Annotated in this window: 19 protein-coding genes and 1 other RNA gene; 11 read left to right on the top strand and 9 right to left on the bottom strand. The window is 53.4% G+C overall.

Annotated elements, in window-relative coordinates; all coding sequences use genetic code 11:
• Together OEZ10_09150 and OEZ10_09145 are read right to left on the bottom strand one after the other, a co-directional pair.
• A partial coding sequence (locus OEZ10_09150) for a hypothetical protein (protein ID MDH5633149.1) occupies positions 1-349 on the bottom strand: 349 nt, incomplete at its 3' end.
• Positions 350-351: 2 nt separating this feature from the next.
• Positions 352-909 (bottom strand): hypothetical protein, encoded by a 558-nt coding sequence (locus OEZ10_09145; GenBank protein MDH5633148.1) that lies wholly within the window; start codon positions 907-909, stop codon positions 352-354.
• A gap of 691 nt (positions 910-1,600) precedes the next feature.
• Between OEZ10_09145 and yjjJ the strand changes: the two genes are divergently transcribed.
• A complete protein-coding gene (gene yjjJ / locus OEZ10_09140; protein ID MDH5633147.1) occupies positions 1,601-2,911 on the top strand; it encodes a type II toxin-antitoxin system HipA family toxin YjjJ in 1,311 nt (436 codons plus the stop codon).
• Positions 2,912-3,101: 190 nt separating this feature from the next.
• Here the strand turns inward: yjjJ and OEZ10_09135 are convergent, their stop codons facing one another.
• From OEZ10_09135 to smpB, 3 genes are all read right to left on the bottom strand, one after another.
• Positions 3,102-3,524, bottom strand: coding sequence for an LAGLIDADG family homing endonuclease (locus OEZ10_09135; protein ID MDH5633146.1), 423 nt, complete (start codon positions 3,522-3,524; stop codon positions 3,102-3,104).
• A 525-nt stretch (positions 3,525-4,049) separates the two neighbouring features.
• Positions 4,050-4,385, bottom strand: a transfer-messenger RNA (tmRNA) gene (gene ssrA / locus OEZ10_09130).
• A gap of 72 nt (positions 4,386-4,457) precedes the next feature.
• Complete coding sequence (gene smpB / locus OEZ10_09125) at positions 4,458-4,934, bottom strand: SsrA-binding protein SmpB (protein ID MDH5633145.1); 477 nt, start codon at positions 4,932-4,934, stop codon at positions 4,458-4,460.
• A gap of 133 nt (positions 4,935-5,067) precedes the next feature.
• Between smpB and OEZ10_09120 the strand changes: the two genes are divergently transcribed.
• From OEZ10_09120 to OEZ10_09105, 4 genes are all read left to right on the top strand, one after another.
• Complete coding sequence (locus OEZ10_09120; GenBank protein MDH5633144.1) at positions 5,068-6,477, top strand: sodium-dependent transporter; 1,410 nt, start codon at positions 5,068-5,070, stop codon at positions 6,475-6,477.
• Complete coding sequence (locus OEZ10_09115; GenBank protein ID MDH5633143.1) at positions 6,474-6,914, top strand: type II toxin-antitoxin system RatA family toxin; 441 nt, start codon at positions 6,474-6,476, stop codon at positions 6,912-6,914. The genes OEZ10_09120 and OEZ10_09115 overlap by 4 nt, the downstream gene beginning before the upstream one ends.
• Positions 6,911-7,198 carry an RnfH family protein gene (locus OEZ10_09110; protein MDH5633142.1) on the top strand — a complete coding sequence of 96 codons (288 nt, stop codon included), beginning with the start codon at positions 6,911-6,913 and terminating at the stop codon, positions 7,196-7,198. The genes OEZ10_09115 and OEZ10_09110 overlap by 4 nt, the downstream gene beginning before the upstream one ends.
• 175 nt (positions 7,199-7,373) lie before the next feature.
• A complete protein-coding gene (locus OEZ10_09105) occupies positions 7,374-8,597 on the top strand; it encodes a hybrid sensor histidine kinase/response regulator (protein MDH5633141.1) in 1,224 nt (407 codons plus the stop codon).
• A 34-nt stretch (positions 8,598-8,631) separates the two neighbouring features.
• Here OEZ10_09105 and bamE read toward each other — a convergent pair whose 3' ends face one another.
• Positions 8,632-8,994, bottom strand: coding sequence for an outer membrane protein assembly factor BamE (gene bamE, locus OEZ10_09100; GenBank protein ID MDH5633140.1), 363 nt, complete (start codon positions 8,992-8,994; stop codon positions 8,632-8,634).
• Between the two features lie 90 nt (positions 8,995-9,084).
• On the opposite strand from bamE, the gene fur reads away from it, so the two are divergent.
• The gene (gene fur, locus OEZ10_09095; protein MDH5633139.1) at positions 9,085-9,519 is read left to right on the top strand and encodes a ferric iron uptake transcriptional regulator; all 435 of its coding nucleotides are present in this window, start codon (positions 9,085-9,087) and stop codon (positions 9,517-9,519) included.
• A gap of 65 nt (positions 9,520-9,584) precedes the next feature.
• Here the strand turns inward: fur and OEZ10_09090 are convergent, their stop codons facing one another.
• The 3 genes from OEZ10_09090 to OEZ10_09080 are packed head-to-tail and all read right to left on the bottom strand — an operon-like array spanning position 9,585 to position 12,642.
• Positions 9,585-10,049, bottom strand: coding sequence for an N-acetyltransferase (locus tag OEZ10_09090; GenBank protein ID MDH5633138.1), 465 nt, complete (start codon positions 10,047-10,049; stop codon positions 9,585-9,587).
• Positions 10,050-10,068: 19 nt separating this feature from the next.
• Positions 10,069-11,742 carry a DNA repair protein RecN gene (gene recN / locus OEZ10_09085; GenBank protein ID MDH5633137.1) on the bottom strand — a complete coding sequence of 558 codons (1,674 nt, stop codon included), beginning with the start codon at positions 11,740-11,742 and terminating at the stop codon, positions 10,069-10,071.
• A gap of 3 nt (positions 11,743-11,745) precedes the next feature.
• Positions 11,746-12,642 carry an NAD(+) kinase gene (locus OEZ10_09080; protein MDH5633136.1) on the bottom strand — a complete coding sequence of 299 codons (897 nt, stop codon included), beginning with the start codon at positions 12,640-12,642 and terminating at the stop codon, positions 11,746-11,748.
• Between the two features lie 188 nt (positions 12,643-12,830).
• Here OEZ10_09080 and hrcA point away from each other — a divergent pair, with 188 nt between their 5' ends.
• The 5 genes from hrcA (at position 12,831) to OEZ10_09055 (ending at position 18,102) form a co-directional block, all read left to right on the top strand.
• Positions 12,831-13,871, top strand: coding sequence for a heat-inducible transcriptional repressor HrcA (hrcA, locus tag OEZ10_09075; protein MDH5633135.1), 1,041 nt, complete (start codon positions 12,831-12,833; stop codon positions 13,869-13,871).
• 86 nt (positions 13,872-13,957) lie between these two features.
• A complete protein-coding gene (grpE, locus tag OEZ10_09070; protein MDH5633134.1) occupies positions 13,958-14,566 on the top strand; it encodes a nucleotide exchange factor GrpE in 609 nt (202 codons plus the stop codon).
• Between the two features lie 114 nt (positions 14,567-14,680).
• Positions 14,681-16,612, top strand: a complete 1,932-nt coding sequence (dnaK, locus tag OEZ10_09065; protein MDH5633133.1) for a molecular chaperone DnaK — start codon at positions 14,681-14,683, stop codon at positions 16,610-16,612.
• Between the two features lie 93 nt (positions 16,613-16,705).
• Positions 16,706-17,836, top strand: coding sequence for a molecular chaperone DnaJ (gene dnaJ, locus OEZ10_09060; protein ID MDH5633132.1), 1,131 nt, complete (start codon positions 16,706-16,708; stop codon positions 17,834-17,836).
• Positions 17,837-17,979: 143 nt separating this feature from the next.
• Positions 17,980-18,102 (top strand): hypothetical protein, encoded by a 123-nt coding sequence (locus OEZ10_09055; protein ID MDH5633131.1) that lies wholly within the window; start codon positions 17,980-17,982, stop codon positions 18,100-18,102.
• Positions 18,103-18,187: the final 85 nt, after the last annotated feature.

Below are 18,187 nucleotides of genomic sequence, written 5' to 3'. Positions count from 1 at the left end.
GAAATAACCTGAAATGTTTCATAAAATAAGGCGCGGAATGAGATACACAGATTCTTTCTATATGCTCCCATGGAATGAATCCTATTCGTACATCAGATGCCTCGTCGATAACTCCTTTCTGGTTTATAACAAAATCGCCGGTTCGAATTTTTCTAACAAGCAAATATAAAAAACCTATTGGAGTTATTATTATGCCGATATTAGATGATACCTTTTGCATCATTGATAGATAACTCCCACTATACTCTTTATTTATACCCCAGAAAAACATTACCTCTAAAATCACGAGAATTATGAACAACTTGTTTGTCATACTAAAATGATAAACATCAAATTTACTATCAATCATATCTATCCTTTGCATAACAATTCTGCAGTCTTTTCTCTTATCCACTCCAATATTTGCGATACAATAAAAGCCAACGATGCAAATAATATTGATACTAGAATTACTGCGCCGAGTGGCCCCAGCGCCGCCAAAGGCGCAGCGGCAAGTGTCGCCTCAAATACAACTGTAGCAGCAAATTGATAAGCAAAAAATGCAAATGCCGCAGCCAACATCCAATGACATTCCTGGCTCATATCAAAAAAACCATATAACGCAGACATTAATCCCAGCATTTTACTTATTACGCTGTTAAACAGCTTGGCAATTTTGGGAGCGCCGTCGATTTTATGGAAAAAATTGATAGCGTCCGACATCCCGCCTTCCACGGTAATTGCCATTTTACGCAATTCCTGATCCTCCGCCTCTCCTCCATTGCTTCCACCAGAGATCTTCCAGGCACCGTTACCATCGGATGGGCTATAGATTATATAACCTTCTCCTCTCCAGCCCCCCACATTTATCTGGTTCTGATGAGCAACGATGTGCCTTCCTGTACTTAACCCCTGTTGTATTTCCTGCAACGCAGAGCTGCTTAAGCCTAGCTGGGGTAATACTGTCCCGGCATCTTGGACTCTGTGCAGGGTCGGACCTACCTAACCCGTTAATAACAAAGCATTACGTCCCCAAAATTACCCAGTTTTAGGCCCTAGACACCTCTTTTTTGACCCAAAAAGCAGGCTCTAACGAAATGCCGTGTTGTCCTGGGGGCATGGGCACAGCGCCGGACCTGCCTTACCCTCTGATAACAAGCAGTCTGTGCAGGGTCGGACCTACCTAACCCGTTAATAACAAAGCATTGAGTCGTTAAATTTCCCCTGTTTCTGGCCCTAGACGCCTGTTGCCGGATCCGAAAAGCCCGGTTTAAGAAAGTAATGGCGGCTTTCTGTAGGCCGGGTTTGGAAAACACGAAGCCTGGGCCGGATATGCTTCCAATCTGTTAGATCATCCATTTTGCCCTCTAAATGGTCGCTCTAAGAGTGGAATAGGCCGGTTATTTCGATAAAACATACTTAGTATCAATGGGTTACATAGGTCTGACCCCTTGCCGTCGACCCCTTGCCACGAGCACGCCATCCTTGCTTGATTAGGCTATTCATTAAGTAAGTCAATAGTTTTCTAAAAAATACACTAAGCTATTGTAATAACAATATAAAATACTATATTCTGGCTTGATATATCTATTCACAATATCAGTCAATTGGGGCCAGTTTTATGGCGTTATCTATTCGAGACATTCTGCGGCGCGGGCCGGCGACGTCGAAAGCCCTGCAAATTGAGGCTGACATCAGCCAAGCCGGGGTGTCGCGTCAGCTTCGCGCCCTGGGCGACAGCGTTGTCCGGTTGCCCGGGGGCAGGGCGCCGCGCTATGCATTGGCCCGCAACGCGTTTGGCGGTGATGACCGGTTGCCTGTCTATATGGTTGACGCCGATGGCAATAATGCTGTCGTGGCATACTTGCGGCCGTTGGCTCACGGCGGCTATTTCGTCGAACCGCTTGCCGGTATGCCGCCGGTGTTGCTGGGCGAAACCGGACATGGTGTCTACGATGATCTGCCGTATTTCCTGGCCGATATGGCGCCACAAGGGTTTCTTGGCAAGCAAATCGCGCTTGAGATGGCATTGCGCTCACCGGATTTCCCTGAAGACCCACGCCATTGGAATACCGATCATATTGGTCGTTACCTGGTATCCAATGGTGATGACCTGCCGGGTAACCTTGCTTTTGGTGCACAGGCCCATCTGCGCATCAGGCGTGAGCCGCAAGCGGTTGGCGTTGCCGATTTCCCGGCGTTGGCAGATGCGGTGATGGGTGGAGCCGTGCCGGGCTCTTCAGCCGGTGGTGAGCAGCCGAAGTTCACCGCGTACAGTGCCGAGAGTCGTGCACACATGATCGTAAAGTTTTCACCACCGGGGAATGATCCGGTTGCGCGCCGATGGCGGGATATCCTGGTCACCGAACATCATGCGCTGGAAGCCATGCGTCAATGCGGCGTTTCTGTGGCCGATGCGCGCTTGCTGGAAGTGGGTGATCGCTTGTTCCTGGAGTCACAGCGATTTGATCGGCAAGGCAAGTATGGCCGCATGCCCATGCTGTCCTTGCAGTGTGTTGATGCCGAGTTTACCGGTATTGGCAGTAACTGGCCGCGTGCGATGCACGCGCTTGAGCAAAAGGGCATGGTCAGCAGCCGGTATGTTTATGAGGCCGAGATGATGTGGGTGTTCGGCAAGTTAATCAATAATACGGACATGCACCTGGGTAATCTCAGCCTGGGTATAGATGGCAGTATGTTCAGGTTATTGCCCGTGTACGACATGTGTTCCATGGGCTTTGCGCCCCGGGGTGGCGAGGTATTGCCTTACGAGTTTGTTGCGCCGGAAGCATTGCCTGTAACCAGCCTGGATGACAAAGCTGTTGCAGGTATCAGGAGTGTTGCGCGTACCTTCTGGCATAACCTGATGCTTGACGAAAGAATATCGCCCGAGTTCAGGGAATTTCTGCAACGTGGTAATCCTGCTAACTAGAATTTGAATCTCGTTTCATCGATGGTCTCGGACTTCGTTGCTGGGGAAGGCGTGCAGCCGTGAGCGTTCCGATATTGTGAACTCGACTACGACAGCCAGGACTGGTTTGTGAACCTGGTGGGCAAGTTCTAAGTCAGTCTCAAGATGAACAGTTCTAATGAAATGCTTGGTATTGCAGTCTTGATATATCTTACGGCTTTATCGTCAGCACAGCATTTTCAAACATCCGGCGTTCGGCCGCGGTTTCCTTTGAGTACTTGCCGTTTCTTGGTGTCAGTTCGATGTATTTCTCCAGGATGAGATTAACCCGCCTTATTTTGTACGACAGCATATACGGTTGCAGTTGCGCGATCAGCAACAAGGCCTGGCGGTTGTATATGGCGTAGGTATAGCTCGGTGTATGGTTTGGGGAGGTTGTACGTTTGCGCGTAATCTTGCCGGCACCTATGGCCTGTTTGGTAAATTCAAGTAACTGGAGTTCAGTATTGCTGATACTGACGGCGAGGTGGCGGTGTTCATCTTTATGCTTTCTGGTGAGTGTTACGGTGCCTTCGCCATCAATAAGTCCGGCAATGTAGGCAGCATTAACAGGGGTAAGTATATTGATGTCCATAGTTGCCATCCTTGACGATATGAATCTGCTACCAATATAACGTAATAACCAGGTGGGTCAAAAAAGAAAAGGGCTGCCTTTCGGCAGCCCTTTAAGTTGGTGGAGGCGGCGGGACAGTGATTCCTGAATTTTCATCCAGGCCTGGACTATTCCTTCACCTGCAAGTCACTGCAGGGGAGGGCGTGTTGTGAGTCAGAATACGACTCACCCTAGTGCTGCATAGTTCCAGCCTTTTGGGCCGTTACCTTAGCAGCCTATGAGTCTCTAGACGGCTTATGGGTTTCCCCTTCACCGTACGGCGTTGGCCTAGATCGGTAATCTCTGAAGGACCCCTGAAGTGGCGCTTGCTGTGTTGAAAAGAAACTCAAACTGCTCATTTACGAAAATGTAAACTCCGCGTTTTCGTTTCTTTTCGTCTTGCAATCATCCACTTGATGGGTCTTCAGAGCTCACCGGGTTCCTTAGCGTTCACCGTATGAGCCCTCTTTTTCCAATGGAGATCACTCTCCATGGCGACCATTGTCTTAATCGAACCCGCGTCCGCAAGCTCTCCGCCATTGGCTCTACATGCTTAGCCCAGTCTTTGAGTTTAACTAGCGGCTACCCGACGGGCAGGGAAGACCGATAGCGATTCCGTTAAGTTTTAGTGAATCCACCCCGGACGTGTTTCATCACGAGCCTGTGTGCGATGACCCCTCGAACCTGCGCCCACAGGCAAACAGCAGTGAGAGGGCACCCTACTGGGGTTTAGGCAGCGAGTGCGTAGTTGTCTTCGTTGGCAACTATAAGTTTTGCAGCTGATTAGCGAGTTTCTGCCACTCGGCATGCACCGCAGGTTTTGTAACCCACGTCGAAGCCAGGTCGCCCCCATGTACTGCACAAGCGCTTGGCTGTGGCTGAGTATAACGCCGATGCCGGGGAAAAGGGTAATGTTCAGCCTTTTTTCATGGCCCGGGCGACTTCGCGCTTGTTTTCCCGATCCTTGATGCTGGCGCGCTTGTCGTGGGCCTGCTTGCCCTTGGCCAGGGCGATTTCCAGCTTGGCGCGACCCTTGGACCAGTACATGGCCGTGGGCACGACCGTGTAGCCCTTGCGCTCGGTAGCGCCAATCAACTTGTTGATTTCGTGGCGATTAAGCAGCAATTTCCGGGGCCGGGTGGGGTTGGGGTTGATGTGGGTGCTGGCCGTAGCCAGGGGTGTGATCAGTACGCCGAGCAGCCAGATTTCGCCGTTTTCCAGGCGCACGTAACCCTCCTGCAGGTTGACGCGACCGGAACGCAGGCTTTTGACTTCCCAGCCTTCCAGGGCGATACCGGCCTCGAGCCGGTCTTCCAGGAAGTAGTCATGACGCGCTTTTTTATTGAGCGCGATGGTGCTGCTGGGGGATTTATCCTTTTTGCTCTTGCCCATGGCGATAGCTGTTTTGTGATATTTTCCGTTTCCCGGCATGATGCCGGGGTCTGGGTTATATAATAGTATTGTTTCATTGTCACCCGACAACGATAAAGCCGGGACCGAACCCGGCAATAATGGCAGGTGCAGTTTGGCGGAGAATCAGCAAAAACCGGTTCAGGAAGATATGGCCTTGCGCGATTATGGTATCCGCTGGTCGTCCAATCGCCTGTTTGTCATGGCCGGCGCCGGTGCCGTCATTGGTCTCAATAATATCTGGCAGTTTCCCTATCTCGTGGGTGAGCATGGCGGCGGGTTATTCCTGCTGGTGTATGTATTGGCGGTGCTGGTCATTGGCTTGCCGCTGATGATGACTGAATTCGCCGTTGGCCGTCTTGGCCGCGGTTCACCGATCCAGACCGTGCGCGCGCTGGTGGACAAGACTCATGGCGATCCAAACTGGGTCGTGCTTGGCTCCATCAAGACTTTTGCCGGTTTTATTGTTCTTTCCTACCTGAGTGTTATTGCCGGCTGGTTGCTGGCCTACGTCGTACGCAGCTCGCTGGGCATGTTCCAGGATCTTACCGCTGATGGCATGAGTGCCCAGTTTTCCGGGTTTGTCAGTGACCCGGAAAAACAACTGTTCTGGCACAGCCTGTTTGTCATTATGACAACCGTTGTAGCCGCGCGCGGATTACAGCGCGGGTTTGAAAAAGCCGTCCGGGTGCTGGTGCCATTGTTGTTCGTATTGCTGTTGGCACTGCTTGCCTACACGGCAAACTTCAACACCATTGCCCAGGCCGCAACCAGGATTTTTGCCATGGACGTCGAAGCATTTACCTGGACATCGGCAATGATGGCCATTGGCCACGCGTTTTTCAGTCTCGGTCTTGGCTATGGCGTTATCATGATGTACGGCACCTATATACGGGAAGAGTGTGATATTACGCGCAGCAGTATCATGATTATCCTGATTGATCTGGCTGTAGCCATTATTGCGGCAATCATTGTCTATGGCTTGCTGATCGCCGGCCAACAAAGCATATCCAGCGGACCAACCCTGGTGTTTCAGACCTTGCCGCTGGCATTGGACAACCTGCGCTTTGGTTATATCGTGATGCCGCTGTTGTTTGTCATGCTGGTAATCATCGCCTGGCTGTCATCCATTGCCCTGGTTGAGCCGGCCATCGTCTGGCTTATCGAGTGCCATGATACCGGCCGGTTCAATGCCGCGGTTATTGCAGGACTTGGTGTCTGGTTGCTTGGCCTGGTCACGCTGTTGTCATTCAATGTCTGGTCTTTCGAGTTTTCCTATTTCGGCATCAACAAGTACCTGGGTGCATTTGATATTTTGCAGATTATGACATCCCATTACATGCTGCCCGTATCCGGCCTGTTGCTGGCCCTGTATGCGGGCTGGTCAATGGAAAAAACCATCAGCATGGAGATGTTGGGCCTGCATCATCCGCTGCTTTACCGCATGTGGTATGGCAGTATTCGGTTTGTTATACCGTTGCTTATGCTGATGATCATTTTTACTGTTCCCAGGTTGTTCCTATGACATCAATCACCAAGTCGGCTTTGGTGCCTTTCAGTGCCCAGGATATGTATGAGCTGGTTTCTGATATTGAAGCCTATCCGAAATTTCTTCCCTGGTGTGGTGGTACGAATATTATTGAGAAATCAGGCGAGTCTGTTACCGCGTCCATCGCTATCGCCTACAAGGGCGTCAACAAGAGCTTTACCACGCGCAATCGCCTTCAGCCTGGAAGAGTCATGGAGATGCAACTGGTCGACGGCCCGTTCAAGGCGCTGCATGGTTACTGGACATTTGATGCGCTTGATGAAACTGCCTGCAAGGTGACGCTGGATCTGGAGTTTGAATTTTCCAGTATGCTCGTATCCATGGCGCTTGGACCGGTATTCGAATCCATCGCCAACAACCTGGTTGACCAGTTTCAGAAGCGCGCCCACGAGATTTACGGAAAGCGATCATGAGCAAAATTCAGGTAGAGGTTGCCTATGCCTTGCCCGACAAGCAGTTTTTAAAGCCTGTTATCTTGCCGGATGGCGCCTGTGTTCGTGAAGCCATAGTGGAATCCGGCGTGCTGAATGATTTTCCGGAAATAGACCTGCCGTCGGTACGCGTGGGTATTTTCAGCAAAAAAGCTGTGCTTGAGCAGCTTTTGAATGATGGCGACCGGATTGAGATATACAGGCCGTTAACTATCGATCCCAAGGAAGCGCGCCGCCGCCGGGCGGAGCTGCCCAGAGGGTCCTGATAGCCCCGGTTTAATTTCTGAAGTCGCGGTTTTACGAAAAGCTGCGAGCAAAAGTAAACATTATTTTCAACTGGCCTTTCAACGCTTTAAATGCATCTTGTTATCGGCTAAAACTGTTAGGATTTCCGATACGACAGAGAATGCAAAAACAATATGCACTTCGCGGATTTATGAAATGACAGTTGAGGGCGACCAGGCTGAGCTGGTTTTGTGTGTGGAAGACAACCCTGTCAACCAGAAACTAATTGTTGCTTTGCTTAAAAAAGCCGGATACCGCGTGGTTGCTGCCGGCGATGGCCTGGAAGGCATCGATATGGCGCGCAAATACAAGCCTGACCTGGTGATCATGGACATGAGCATGCCGGGCATGGATGGTTACGAGGCAACCACGCTGATCAAGAGCGATCCCATGATTGCACATATACCGGTAGTCGCAGTGACTGGTAATGACCTTGAAGGTGATCGCGAACGCAGCCTGATAGCCGGTTGTAATGGCTATATTACCAAGCCCATTGATCCAGTTGCCTTTGCGCCCAAGGTGGCCATGTACCTGGAAGGCTACTCCGAGTTTGTAAATTCCGAAGAGCAAGCCGACCTGTTATCAGAATACAGTCGTCGCCTGGTAGCGCGTCTCGAAAAGCGTGTGCGCCAGCTGTCCGTCGCTCTTGAAGAAGCAGAAGAGGGCAATCGCCTCAAGTCTCAATTTCTCGAAGTCATGTCTCATGAACTGAGAACCCCTTTGACTGTTATCCAGTCATCAGCGGACATGATGACAACAATCGAAACCAGTGACGATGAATTCTTTGGTTATTGCCTGTCAGCGTTGCGCGAGAATTCTGACAAGTTGCTGTTCACGGTGAACTCGGTGCTGGAGCATTGCCAACTGGAGGCAGACAAGCTGGAGTTGTTTATCAGCGATGTGGATATCGCTCAGCTGCTCCGGGAAGTCGCCGAAGAGTTCAGACCGAGGGCCGAAAGCAAGGGCCTCGGGTTTTCGCTGGAAATCCCGGATGACATGCCGTCTGCCAGTATTGATTCGGAGCGCACCCGCCTGGTTATTTCCCACCTGGCTGATAACGCCATCAAGTTTACCCGCGAAGGTGACATCAGGGTTGTGATGAGTTATGACAAAACAGAAGAAGTGGTAAGGATCAGCATTTCGGATACCGGGATCGGTATTGCAGCAGGCAGCGATCGTGACATGCTTCGGTCTTTTCGGCAGCTCGACAGCCGCGAGTCCCGTGAATACGGCGGCACCGGTATTGGCTTGCCGTTATGCAAGCAGCTCCTGGATCTTCATCATGGATCTCTCAACTGGGTCAGCGAGGAAGGGAAGGGTTCCTGCTTTACCGTCAGCCTGCCCGTTTCCGGCAAGGTCAGTGTTGCCAGGACCGCCTGAGATCGTCTGAAACAAACAGAATGGCAGATTTGGCCTAGTCCTGGTCAGGCTCGGTACCGTTCCGGGTCGTCTTATCCCTGAATTCCTGCTTGCTGACCCGGCTGACCTTGCCGTCACGGAAGAATACGGTTGCCTGTCGTCGCTCAACCTTGCTGCTACCCCCTTTCTGGTAGCTGTAATAGTAGTCCCAGCGATCATTGTGGAACGGGTCCTGTATGAGCGGGGTGCCCAGCACGAAACGGACCTGTTTTTCGGTCATGCCCGCCTTGATTCGCTCAACGTCCTCGGCCTTGATCATGTTGCCCTGCTGGACGTCGGGAATGTAAATGATGCCGCAACCGCTTAGTGACAGCAGCGTAAAGACGAGTAAAATCAGGATGTAACGGCTTTTTTTCATTTGTGGCTCAGGTGCTGATAAAATCGGCCGCATCATACCGTAATCGGCGGTTAAGTGGTACACAGCTAAATAACAAGAAGGGAGTGCACGATGAGCGAATCATCCGAACTGAAAAAAGCAGGCCTCAAGGCGACCATGCCAAGGCTGAAAATCCTCAATATCCTCGAAAACACCTCCAACGCCCATATGACCGCTGAAGACGTCTACAAGCTGCTGCTTGATGCCGGCGAGGAAGTGGGTTTGGCAACGGTCTACCGTGTGCTGACCCAGTTCGAATCAGCCGGGCTGGTGATGCGCCATAATTTTGAGGGTGGCCGGGCGGTCTACGAGATCGACAAGGGTCATCATCACGATCACATGGTCTGCGTAAAATGCGGCAAGGTGTTTGAATTTGTTGACGATGCCATTGAAGCCAGGCAGGACAAGATTTCCCGGGAGGCCGGTTTTGTCATCGAAGACCACTCACTGTCGCTCTACGGAATGTGTGAGGGCATGAAGAAAAACGGCGTCTGCTCAAAACAGTAACGGCATCGCGGTTGCCACGATCGGGCGCCCGGTTCAGGCGCCCACAGCCGGTTTGTATCTCTGCATTACATTTCCAGCAGTACCGCGATTTCGTCGCAGTTGTTGTACTTGTAGCACTTGATACAGATCCCCCAGACCTTTTCCGGCAACATGTCCTTGCTGACAGTCCTGAACCCCAACCGATGAAAGAACTCCGGCACGTAGGTCAACGCCATTAATCGGCGTAGCCCGAGCCTTTTGGCCTCGTTGATGACTTCCTGGACCAACAGCCGACCATAACCTTTTCCCTCAACCTCGGATGCCACCACCAGGCTGCGCACTTCACCGAGATTTTCAGTAAAGATTTCCAGGGCGCAGCAGGCCACGACCTTGCCGTCAAGCTCGGCAACAAAGAAATCGCGCAGGTGACGATAGATGTCGTTGATCGGCCGCGGCAGCAGGTTGCCCATGTCAGCGTAATGGCTGATCAGATCATGTATCTCGTGGGCATCAGCAACAGCGGCAGGACGAATTATGGCTGGTGTAGACATATCAAGACTTGCCCTGGATTTAGCGATTACCGGCTCGCACGAGCATGTCTTCGGCATGAGCCAGGGTTTGCTGGCTGATTTCAATGCCGCCGATCATTCGTGCAATTTCCTGGACCCGTGCCTCGGAAGGCAGGGTGGTGATGCTGGTCTCGGTGATGCCATTTCGCGCGGTTTTATGTACCTGCAGCTGATGATGGCCCTGTGATGCCACTTGCGCCAGGTGGGTAATACATAAAACCTGGCGGGACCCGCCCAGGTCGCGTAGGCGGGTGCCGACAATCTCGGCAACGCGGCCACCAACGCCGACGTCCACTTCGTCGAAGATCAGGGTGGGGATTCGGCCCAAGCCGGCCAGTACCACCTGTAAAGCCAGGCTGATACGTGACAGCTCACCCCCGGACGCCACTTTGCCAAGTGCTTTGGCTGGTTGGCCTACATTGGCACTGACCAGGAGTTCAACCCGCTCACGCCCGGCTGCAGCTGGCAGGTCGCCCTCCAGGGGCGCCAGTTCGACCTGGAATTGACCGCCGGGCATGCCCAGTTCCTGCATGTGTTCGGATACAGCATGCGACAGCTTTTTGGCTGCCTGGGTGCGTGCCGCGCTTACGGTTTCGGCCAATGCTGCGTAGTCTGACTTGGCTCTGACCAGGTCTTTTTCCAGCCGATCGAGGCTATTGTCCGCGTCTTCCACGTCCGCCAGTTCCTGGGCGAGCGTATTCAATACATCCGGTAATTGATCCGGGTTTACCCGGTGTTTGCGCGCCAGGTCAGTCATGACGCCAATGCGTTCATCAAGCCACTGCAGGCGCTGCGGATCCAGGTCCATATCATCCACGTAATGACGTAATTGTGAAACCGCCTCGCTGATCTGGATATCGGCGTCGCGCAGCAGCGAGGCGATGGCGTCTATGGACTGGTCGTGACCACCCAGTTGTTCCAGGCGCGAAATGAGGTGGCCGAGGGCGTTGCTGATGGACTGGTCATCTTCATAAAGTGTCTGGATGGCAGCCTGCGCACCTTCCATCAGTTCTGCACCGTTGGCCAGGCGATCGTGCTCCTGCTCCAGTCGTACCGGTTCGTCGCGACCGAGACCCAGGGCTTCCAGCTCGTGTACCTGGAACTGGAGCAGCTCAATGCGGGCGCTGCGATCACTGGATTCCTGGCGCAGCCGGTTCAGGCGATCCTGCAGCGTGCGTGCCGAGCGATAGCGGTTGCCCAGTTCGGCTACCCGGTCATTGATGCCGGCATAATCATCAAGTAGCTGGCGTTGCGTATCGCGTTTGAGCAGCGACTGGTGTTCGTGTTGACCATGAATATCCACCAGCAATTCGCCCAGCTCCCGAAGCAACTGGATAGGCACCGGCCGACCATTGATGTAGGCGCGGGAGGATTTGTCGTTTTCGATAATGCGGCGCAGCAGGCACTGGTTGTCTTCATCCAGGTCCTGTTGCGACAGCCAGGCGCGGGCTTCCGGCGCGTCATCCAGTGAAAAGCCGGCAATCACCTCGGCGCGCACGCAGCCATGGCGAATATTGCCCTTGTCGGCGCGTTCACCGAGCGCCGCTGCCAGGGCATCAATGAGTATGGATTTGCCGGCGCCGGTTTCACCGGTCAGCACGCTGAAGCCCGACTCGAGATCGAGCTCAAGGCTTTGAACAATGGCAAAGTCTTTTATAAAAAGATGGCTGAGCATGGTTTACAGCTTTTCACCCCAGTGCAGTTTGGCGCGAAGCACACTGTAATGATTTCGACCACTGGGGCGCAACAGGGTAATGAGCTCAGGGTTGCGGCGCACAAAAATATGATCATGATCCTGCAGCGAGAACATGGCCTGGCCGTCCAGGGTCAGGTAAGCGTGCTGATTGGACAGCGAGGTCATGACGATTTCAACTACACACTGGTTGTTCACGACAATGGGGCGATCAGACAGGGTGTGCGGACAAATCGGCACCAGCTCTATAGCTTCCAGAGCCGGGTGCAGGATCGGGCCGCCGGCGGAAAGCGCATAGGCAGTAGAACCGGTCGGTGTGGCGACAATGATACCGTCGGCGCGCATACTGTTGACGAACTCACCATCAATGAAGGTTTCGAATTCGATCAGTCGTGCCAGCTCGCCCTTGTTGATGATGACATCATTAAATGCCTTGGCGGCATGGATGATTTTGCCGCTCCGCATTACTTCGGCGTGCAATAAGGAGCGCCGCTCGGTTTCGTGGTCGCCATCGAGTATGCGGTTAATTTCCGGGATCATGTCGTCCACGGAAATATCGGCCAGGAAACCGACCCGACCCAGGTTGACGCCAATGAGCGGCACCTGGTCGGCGGCCAGGTTGCGGGCAATATTCAAAAATGTGCCGTCACCGCCGATGACTATGCCGACGTCGATGTGTTGGCCAATAACATCCAGGGCTTCAGTGCTGTATTGGTCCAGGTCAAAACCGGCTTTGGTAATCAGTTCCGCTGTAGAGGATTCGATGACGACCTTGATTTTGCGGCCAAGCAAATGCCTGGCGAGCCGGGCCAACGTGTCCGCCATGCTGCTGTCGGCATACTTGCCGAATAATCCCGCCGTTTTGAAAGATGAATGTTCCATGGCCGCAATGTGTATTGTTATGTGCAGAAACTACCACGCGCCATGGCGCGAATAAATGATTTCCATCCGGGTATCCGGGTGTTTTAACGGTTATGGCCGGCGCTGTATTGACAGCGCCGGCCTGAGCTAGCAAGCTTGGTTTTAGCACTCCACCAGCTGGAGTGCCAGACGTTATTTGGACCTGGTTTATGTCATCACTATCCGCGCGCGCTGAAATTCTGTTAAAGACACTGGTCAATCGCTACGTGAGCGACGGGCAGCCGGTGGGCTCCGGCGTGCTCGCGCGCCAGTCCGGGCTGGAGGTAAGCCCTGCAACCGTGCGCAATGTGATGGCGGACCTGGAGCAGCTGGGCCTGGTGGTATCGCCGCATACATCTGCCGGGCGCATTCCGACGCAAAAAGGCTACCGGGTATTTGTCGACAGCCTGCTCAAGATTCAGCCGCTGAGTTCGGAAACTGTTAATGCACTGCGGGGAGAAATCGGCCACTGCAGTGATGCGCAGCGCATGCTGTCTACGGCCACTGACATGTTGTCGCAATTGTCATCCATGGCATCTCTGGTCACGCTGCCCCGAAATCCTGACCGTCACGGCTTCAAGCAAATCGAATTTGTGGGTCTTTCAGGTACCCGGGTGCTGGTGATCCTGGTTTCCCAGAGTGGCGCGGTGCAAAACCGGGTTATTCATACCGACCGCGGTTATTCCCCGTCCGAACTGGTGGAAGCAGCCAACTATTTTAATGAAACCTATGCCGGCCAGACGCTGGAGCAGGTCAAGCAGGCACTGGCCGCGGAAATGAAACTGGATAGCGAAACCATGGCCCAGGCCATGCGCCGGGCGGTGACCATGGCCCAGCAGGTATTTGCCGATGCCGATGACGCTGAGAACCTGGTGGTACGTGGCGAATCCAACCTGATGGAATTTCCTGATCTTGGCGACATGCGGCAAATGCGACACCTGTTCAATGCTTTTAATACCAAGCGTGACCTGCTGCATTTGCTGGATCGCAGTGACCGGGAAACCGGCGTGAAGATATTCATAGGTAATGAGTCCGGCTATCAGCCGCTGGAGCAGTGCAGTGTTGTGACCTCGCCTTACAAGGTGGGGAACGAGATCGTTGGCATGCTGGCTGTGGTCGGCCCGACGCGCATGGCCTACGAGAAAGTCATTCCGCTGGTGGATATTACGGCGCGCCTGCTGGGCACGGCCCTGAGCGCTGACAACGACTGATTTTCCTGAATTACCCCTGAAATGCTTGAATTCAACTGCTGCTGGCCCCATTTGACGGGCATTGCGCAAGCCGGAGTATTGTTCACATGACCCAGAATAAAGACGACGTTTACAAAGAAATTGAAGGTGAGACCGAAAACATGGTTGATGCTGCCCGCAATGATGCAGCTGATGCCGATGCAACCGCCGGTGAAACCGGCGATTCGGGCACAGAAACGGATTCGGTGGCAGTGTTGCAGCAGGCGCTGGAGCAGGCTCGGGCCGAAGCCGCCGAGGCCCGCGACAAGATGCTGCGCGCTGCGGCAGAGGCGGAAAATATTCGCCGCCGCGCCGAGAATGACGTGGCCAATGCGCACAAATTTGCTATCGAGCGTTTTGCCGGTGAAGTGCTGGCGGTTCGTGATTCACTGGAGCTGGCTCGCGCCGTGGAAATCAAGCAGGGTGACAGTGACGCCCTGGCCAAGATGCACGAAGGCCTGGAGCTGACCCTCAAGCAACTGGACAGCACCTTCGAAAAATTCAATCTCAAGGTGATCGATCCCGTCGGCGAAAAATTCAATCCGGAGCACCACCAGGCCATGACCCTGGTCGAGTCTGACGAGCACGAACCAAACCACGTGGTTGCGGTGGTACAAAAAGGCTGCCTGCTGCACGATCGCTTGATCCGGCCGGCCATGGTGATGGTGTCCAAGTAGCAGGAATAACAGGAAACAAATTGGCGATCGGGGCTTGAATTCAGGCTTGTCAGCCCCATTTCTGAGTCAGAGCATTTTTAACAGCAAGATTTTTGATTTTTCAGGGGAATTGCAATGGGCAAGATCATCGGTATTGACCTGGGTACGACCAACTCCTGCGTGGCAGTGATGGAAGGCGGCAGCCCGCGCGTCATCGAAAACAGCGAAGGCGATCGCACCACACCATCTGTCGTCGGTTTTAGTACTGACGGCGAAGTTCTGGTAGGCCAGTCCGCCAAACGCCAGGCTGTTACCAATCCGCATAACACGGTTTTTGCCGCCAAGCGCCTGATTGGTCGTCGCTTCGAGGAAGACGTGGTTCAGCGCGACGTCAAGCTGATGCCTTACAAGATTGTCAAGGCCAACAACGGTGATGCCTGGGTTGAAGCCAATGGCAAACAGATGGCGCCGCCGGAAATTTCCGCCCGCGTCCTGCAGAAGATGAAAAAGACCGCCGAGGAATACCTGGGCGAAGAAGTTACTGAAGCGGTTATTACTGTACCGGCATACTTCAATGACAGCCAGCGCCAGGCCACCAAGGATGCCGGCAAGATTGCCGGGCTTGAAGTCAAGCGCATTATCAATGAGCCTACCGCTGCGGCACTGGCTTTTGGTCTCGACAAGAAAGAAGGCGATCGCAAGATTGCAGTTTACGATCTTGGTGGCGGCACCTTCGATATTTCAATTATTGAAATTGCAGAAGTTGATGGCGAGCACCAGTTTGAAGTGTTGTCCACCAATGGTGACACCTTCCTGGGTGGCGAAGACTTTGACTTGCGCCTGATTGATTACCTGGCCGACGAGTTCAAGAAAGACAATGGCATGGATCTGCACAATGATCCGTTGGCCCTGCAGCGTCTGAAAGAAGCGGCTGAAAAGGCCAAGATTGAACTGTCTTCCAGCCAGCAGACTGATGTAAACCTGCCCTACATCACCGCTGATGCAACCGGTCCGAAGCACCTGAACGTAAAGGTTACCCGCGCCAAGCTGGAATCACTGGTTGATGACCTGGTTCAGCGCACTATTGAACCGTGCAAGGTGGCGTTGAAGGATGCCGGCCTGTCCGCTTCAGAAGTGAATGATGTCATCCTGGTCGGCGGCCAGACACGTATGCCGAAAGTACAGCAGGCGGTGAAGGACTTCTTTGGCAAGGAAGCGCGTCGTGACGTGAATCCTGACGAAGCGGTTGCCGTGGGCGCGGCCATCCAGGGCGGTGTCCTGGGTGGCGACGTCAAGGATGTGTTGCTGCTGGACGTTACGCCGTTGTCCCTGGGTATTGAAACCATGGGCGGCGTCATGACCAAGCTGATTGAAAAGAACACTACTATCCCGACCAAGGCGTCACAGGTGTTCTCGACCGCCGAAGATAACCAGCCCGCGGTAACCGTGCATGTTTTGCAAGGTGAGCGTGAAATGGCATCCGGCAACAAGTCATTGGGCCGTTTTGACCTGACCGACATTCCACCGGCGCCGCGGGGCATGCCGCAGATCGAAGTGGCATTTGATATTGATGCCAACGGTATTATGCATGTATCCGCCAAGGACAAGGGCACCGGCAAGGAAAACAAGATTGTTATCAAGTCCAGTTCCGGCCTGTCCGATGATGAAGTCGAGCGCATGGTCAAGGATGCCGAGGCACACGCCGAGGAAGACAAGAAGGCGCGTGAACTGGTCGATACCCGCAACCAGGCCGACCAGATGATTCATGGCGTAAAGAAATCCATGAAAGATGCCGGCGACAAGCTGGAAGCTTCCGAAAAGGAGTCCATTGAAGCCGCCATCAAGGATCTCGAAGATGCCATGAAGGGTGATGACAAGGATGCTATCAGCAGCAAGACTGAAGCCCTGGCCAATGCCGCGCACAAGCTGGCTGAACAAATGTACCAGCAGACTGAAGGCGCGGCAGGTGGTGCCGATGCCCAGGCATCTGGTGCCGGTGCATCAAAGGATGACAACGTTGTTGATGCCGAGTTCGAGGAAGTCAAGGACGACAAGAACAAGGGTTAATCTGTGCTGGCAGGCAATTGGGGCGCGGCGTTCAATAACAGGGCGTCGCGCCTTGTTGCGTAATATGAACCAATAACACGAAGTAGACTGATTATGTCAAAACGGGATTATTACCAGGTACTGGGTGTTGAGCGAAATGCTTCGGAAGCTGATTTGAAAAAAGCTTACCGTCGATTGGCCATGAAGCATCACCCGGACCGCAATCCTGACGACAAGGAAGCCGAGGCAGCGTTCAAGGAAGCCAAGGAGGCCTATGAAATCCTGAGCGATTCGCAAAAACGCGCTGCCTATGACCAGTTTGGTCATGCCGGTGTTGATCCGAGCATGGGTGCCGGTGGTTTTCGTGGCGGACCTGGTGGCGCCAGTTTCTCCGATATTTTCGGCGACGTGTTCGGTGATATCTTTGGCGGCGGCGGCGGTCGTCGTGGTGGCAGCAATGTCTTCCGTGGTTCTGATCTGCGTTACAGTCTTGAGCTGAGCCTGGAAGATGCGGTGCGTGGTACCGAAGTGAAAATCCGGGTACCGACGCTGGTGAAATGCGATACCTGTAATGGCTCCGGTGCCAAAAAAGGCAGCAGCCCGACCACCTGCCGTACATGCGGAGGCCATGGCCAGGTACGCATGCAGCAGGGTTTCTTCTCGGTTCAGCAAACCTGTCCGACCTGTCACGGCAACGGCAAGACCATTACTGATCCGTGCGAGTCCTGCCATGGCCAGGGTCGGGTCAAACACACCAAGACGCTGAATGTAAAAGTTCCGGCGGGTGTTGATGAAGGTGACCAGATTCGCCTTTCCGGTGAGGGTGAGGCAGGAGAGAATGGTGGACCGGCCGGCGATTTGTATGTGCAGGTGAGAATCAAGCCGCATGACATATTCCAGCGTGATGGCGACAACCTGTATTGCGAAATGCCCATGAGTTTTGCTACAGCAACATTAGGTGGTGAGATGGAAGTGCCGACGCTGGATGGTCGTGCCAATATCAAGATACCGGCCGGCACCCAGAGCGAGAAGATGTTTCGGCTTCGTGGCAAGGGCGTGAAAAATGTCCGTAGCGGTCATGTTGGCGACCTGTACTGCAAGGCCAGCGTCGAGACCCCTGTAAACCTGACCTCAAAACAGAAGGAATTGCTGGAAGCATTCAATCAGAGTATTCAGGAAGGTGGCGACAAGCATAATCCGCGCGAGAAGAGCTGGGTCGACAAGGTGAAAGAGTTCTTTGTATGATGATGGCCGGGCACTGCCCGGCCTTTGTTTGTCTGGCGATATCCAGTCAGGCCGCGAACAGGTAGCGCAAAGAGCGTGGTGCAACAGCATCCACGGCAACCAGCGTACCGGCTTGTGCCGGATATAACAGTAAGGGAGCGAAAGTGAAAATTTATCCAACCGAGGCCAGCAAAGACAAAACTGATCTGGGCAGCCGTATCAACAAGGTGCTGCAATATGGCGCAGTCATTGCCTGCCTCGTGATTGTTATTTTGTATTTTTCCTGAAATCTATTCGCGTGTTTGTCCTGGCCGCTGGTTCGCGTGATCCCATAGCATTAAGCGCGGCTGCATAGTGTTGGAGATGTGGTCT

This window comes from Gammaproteobacteria bacterium, assembly GCA_029880545.1.
Taxonomy (GTDB): domain Bacteria; phylum Pseudomonadota; class Gammaproteobacteria; order Acidiferrobacterales; family SZUA-150; genus JAOUOD01.
The sequence above is the reverse complement of the archived record's forward strand: the minus strand, read 5'-3'. Positions and strand labels throughout refer to the sequence as shown.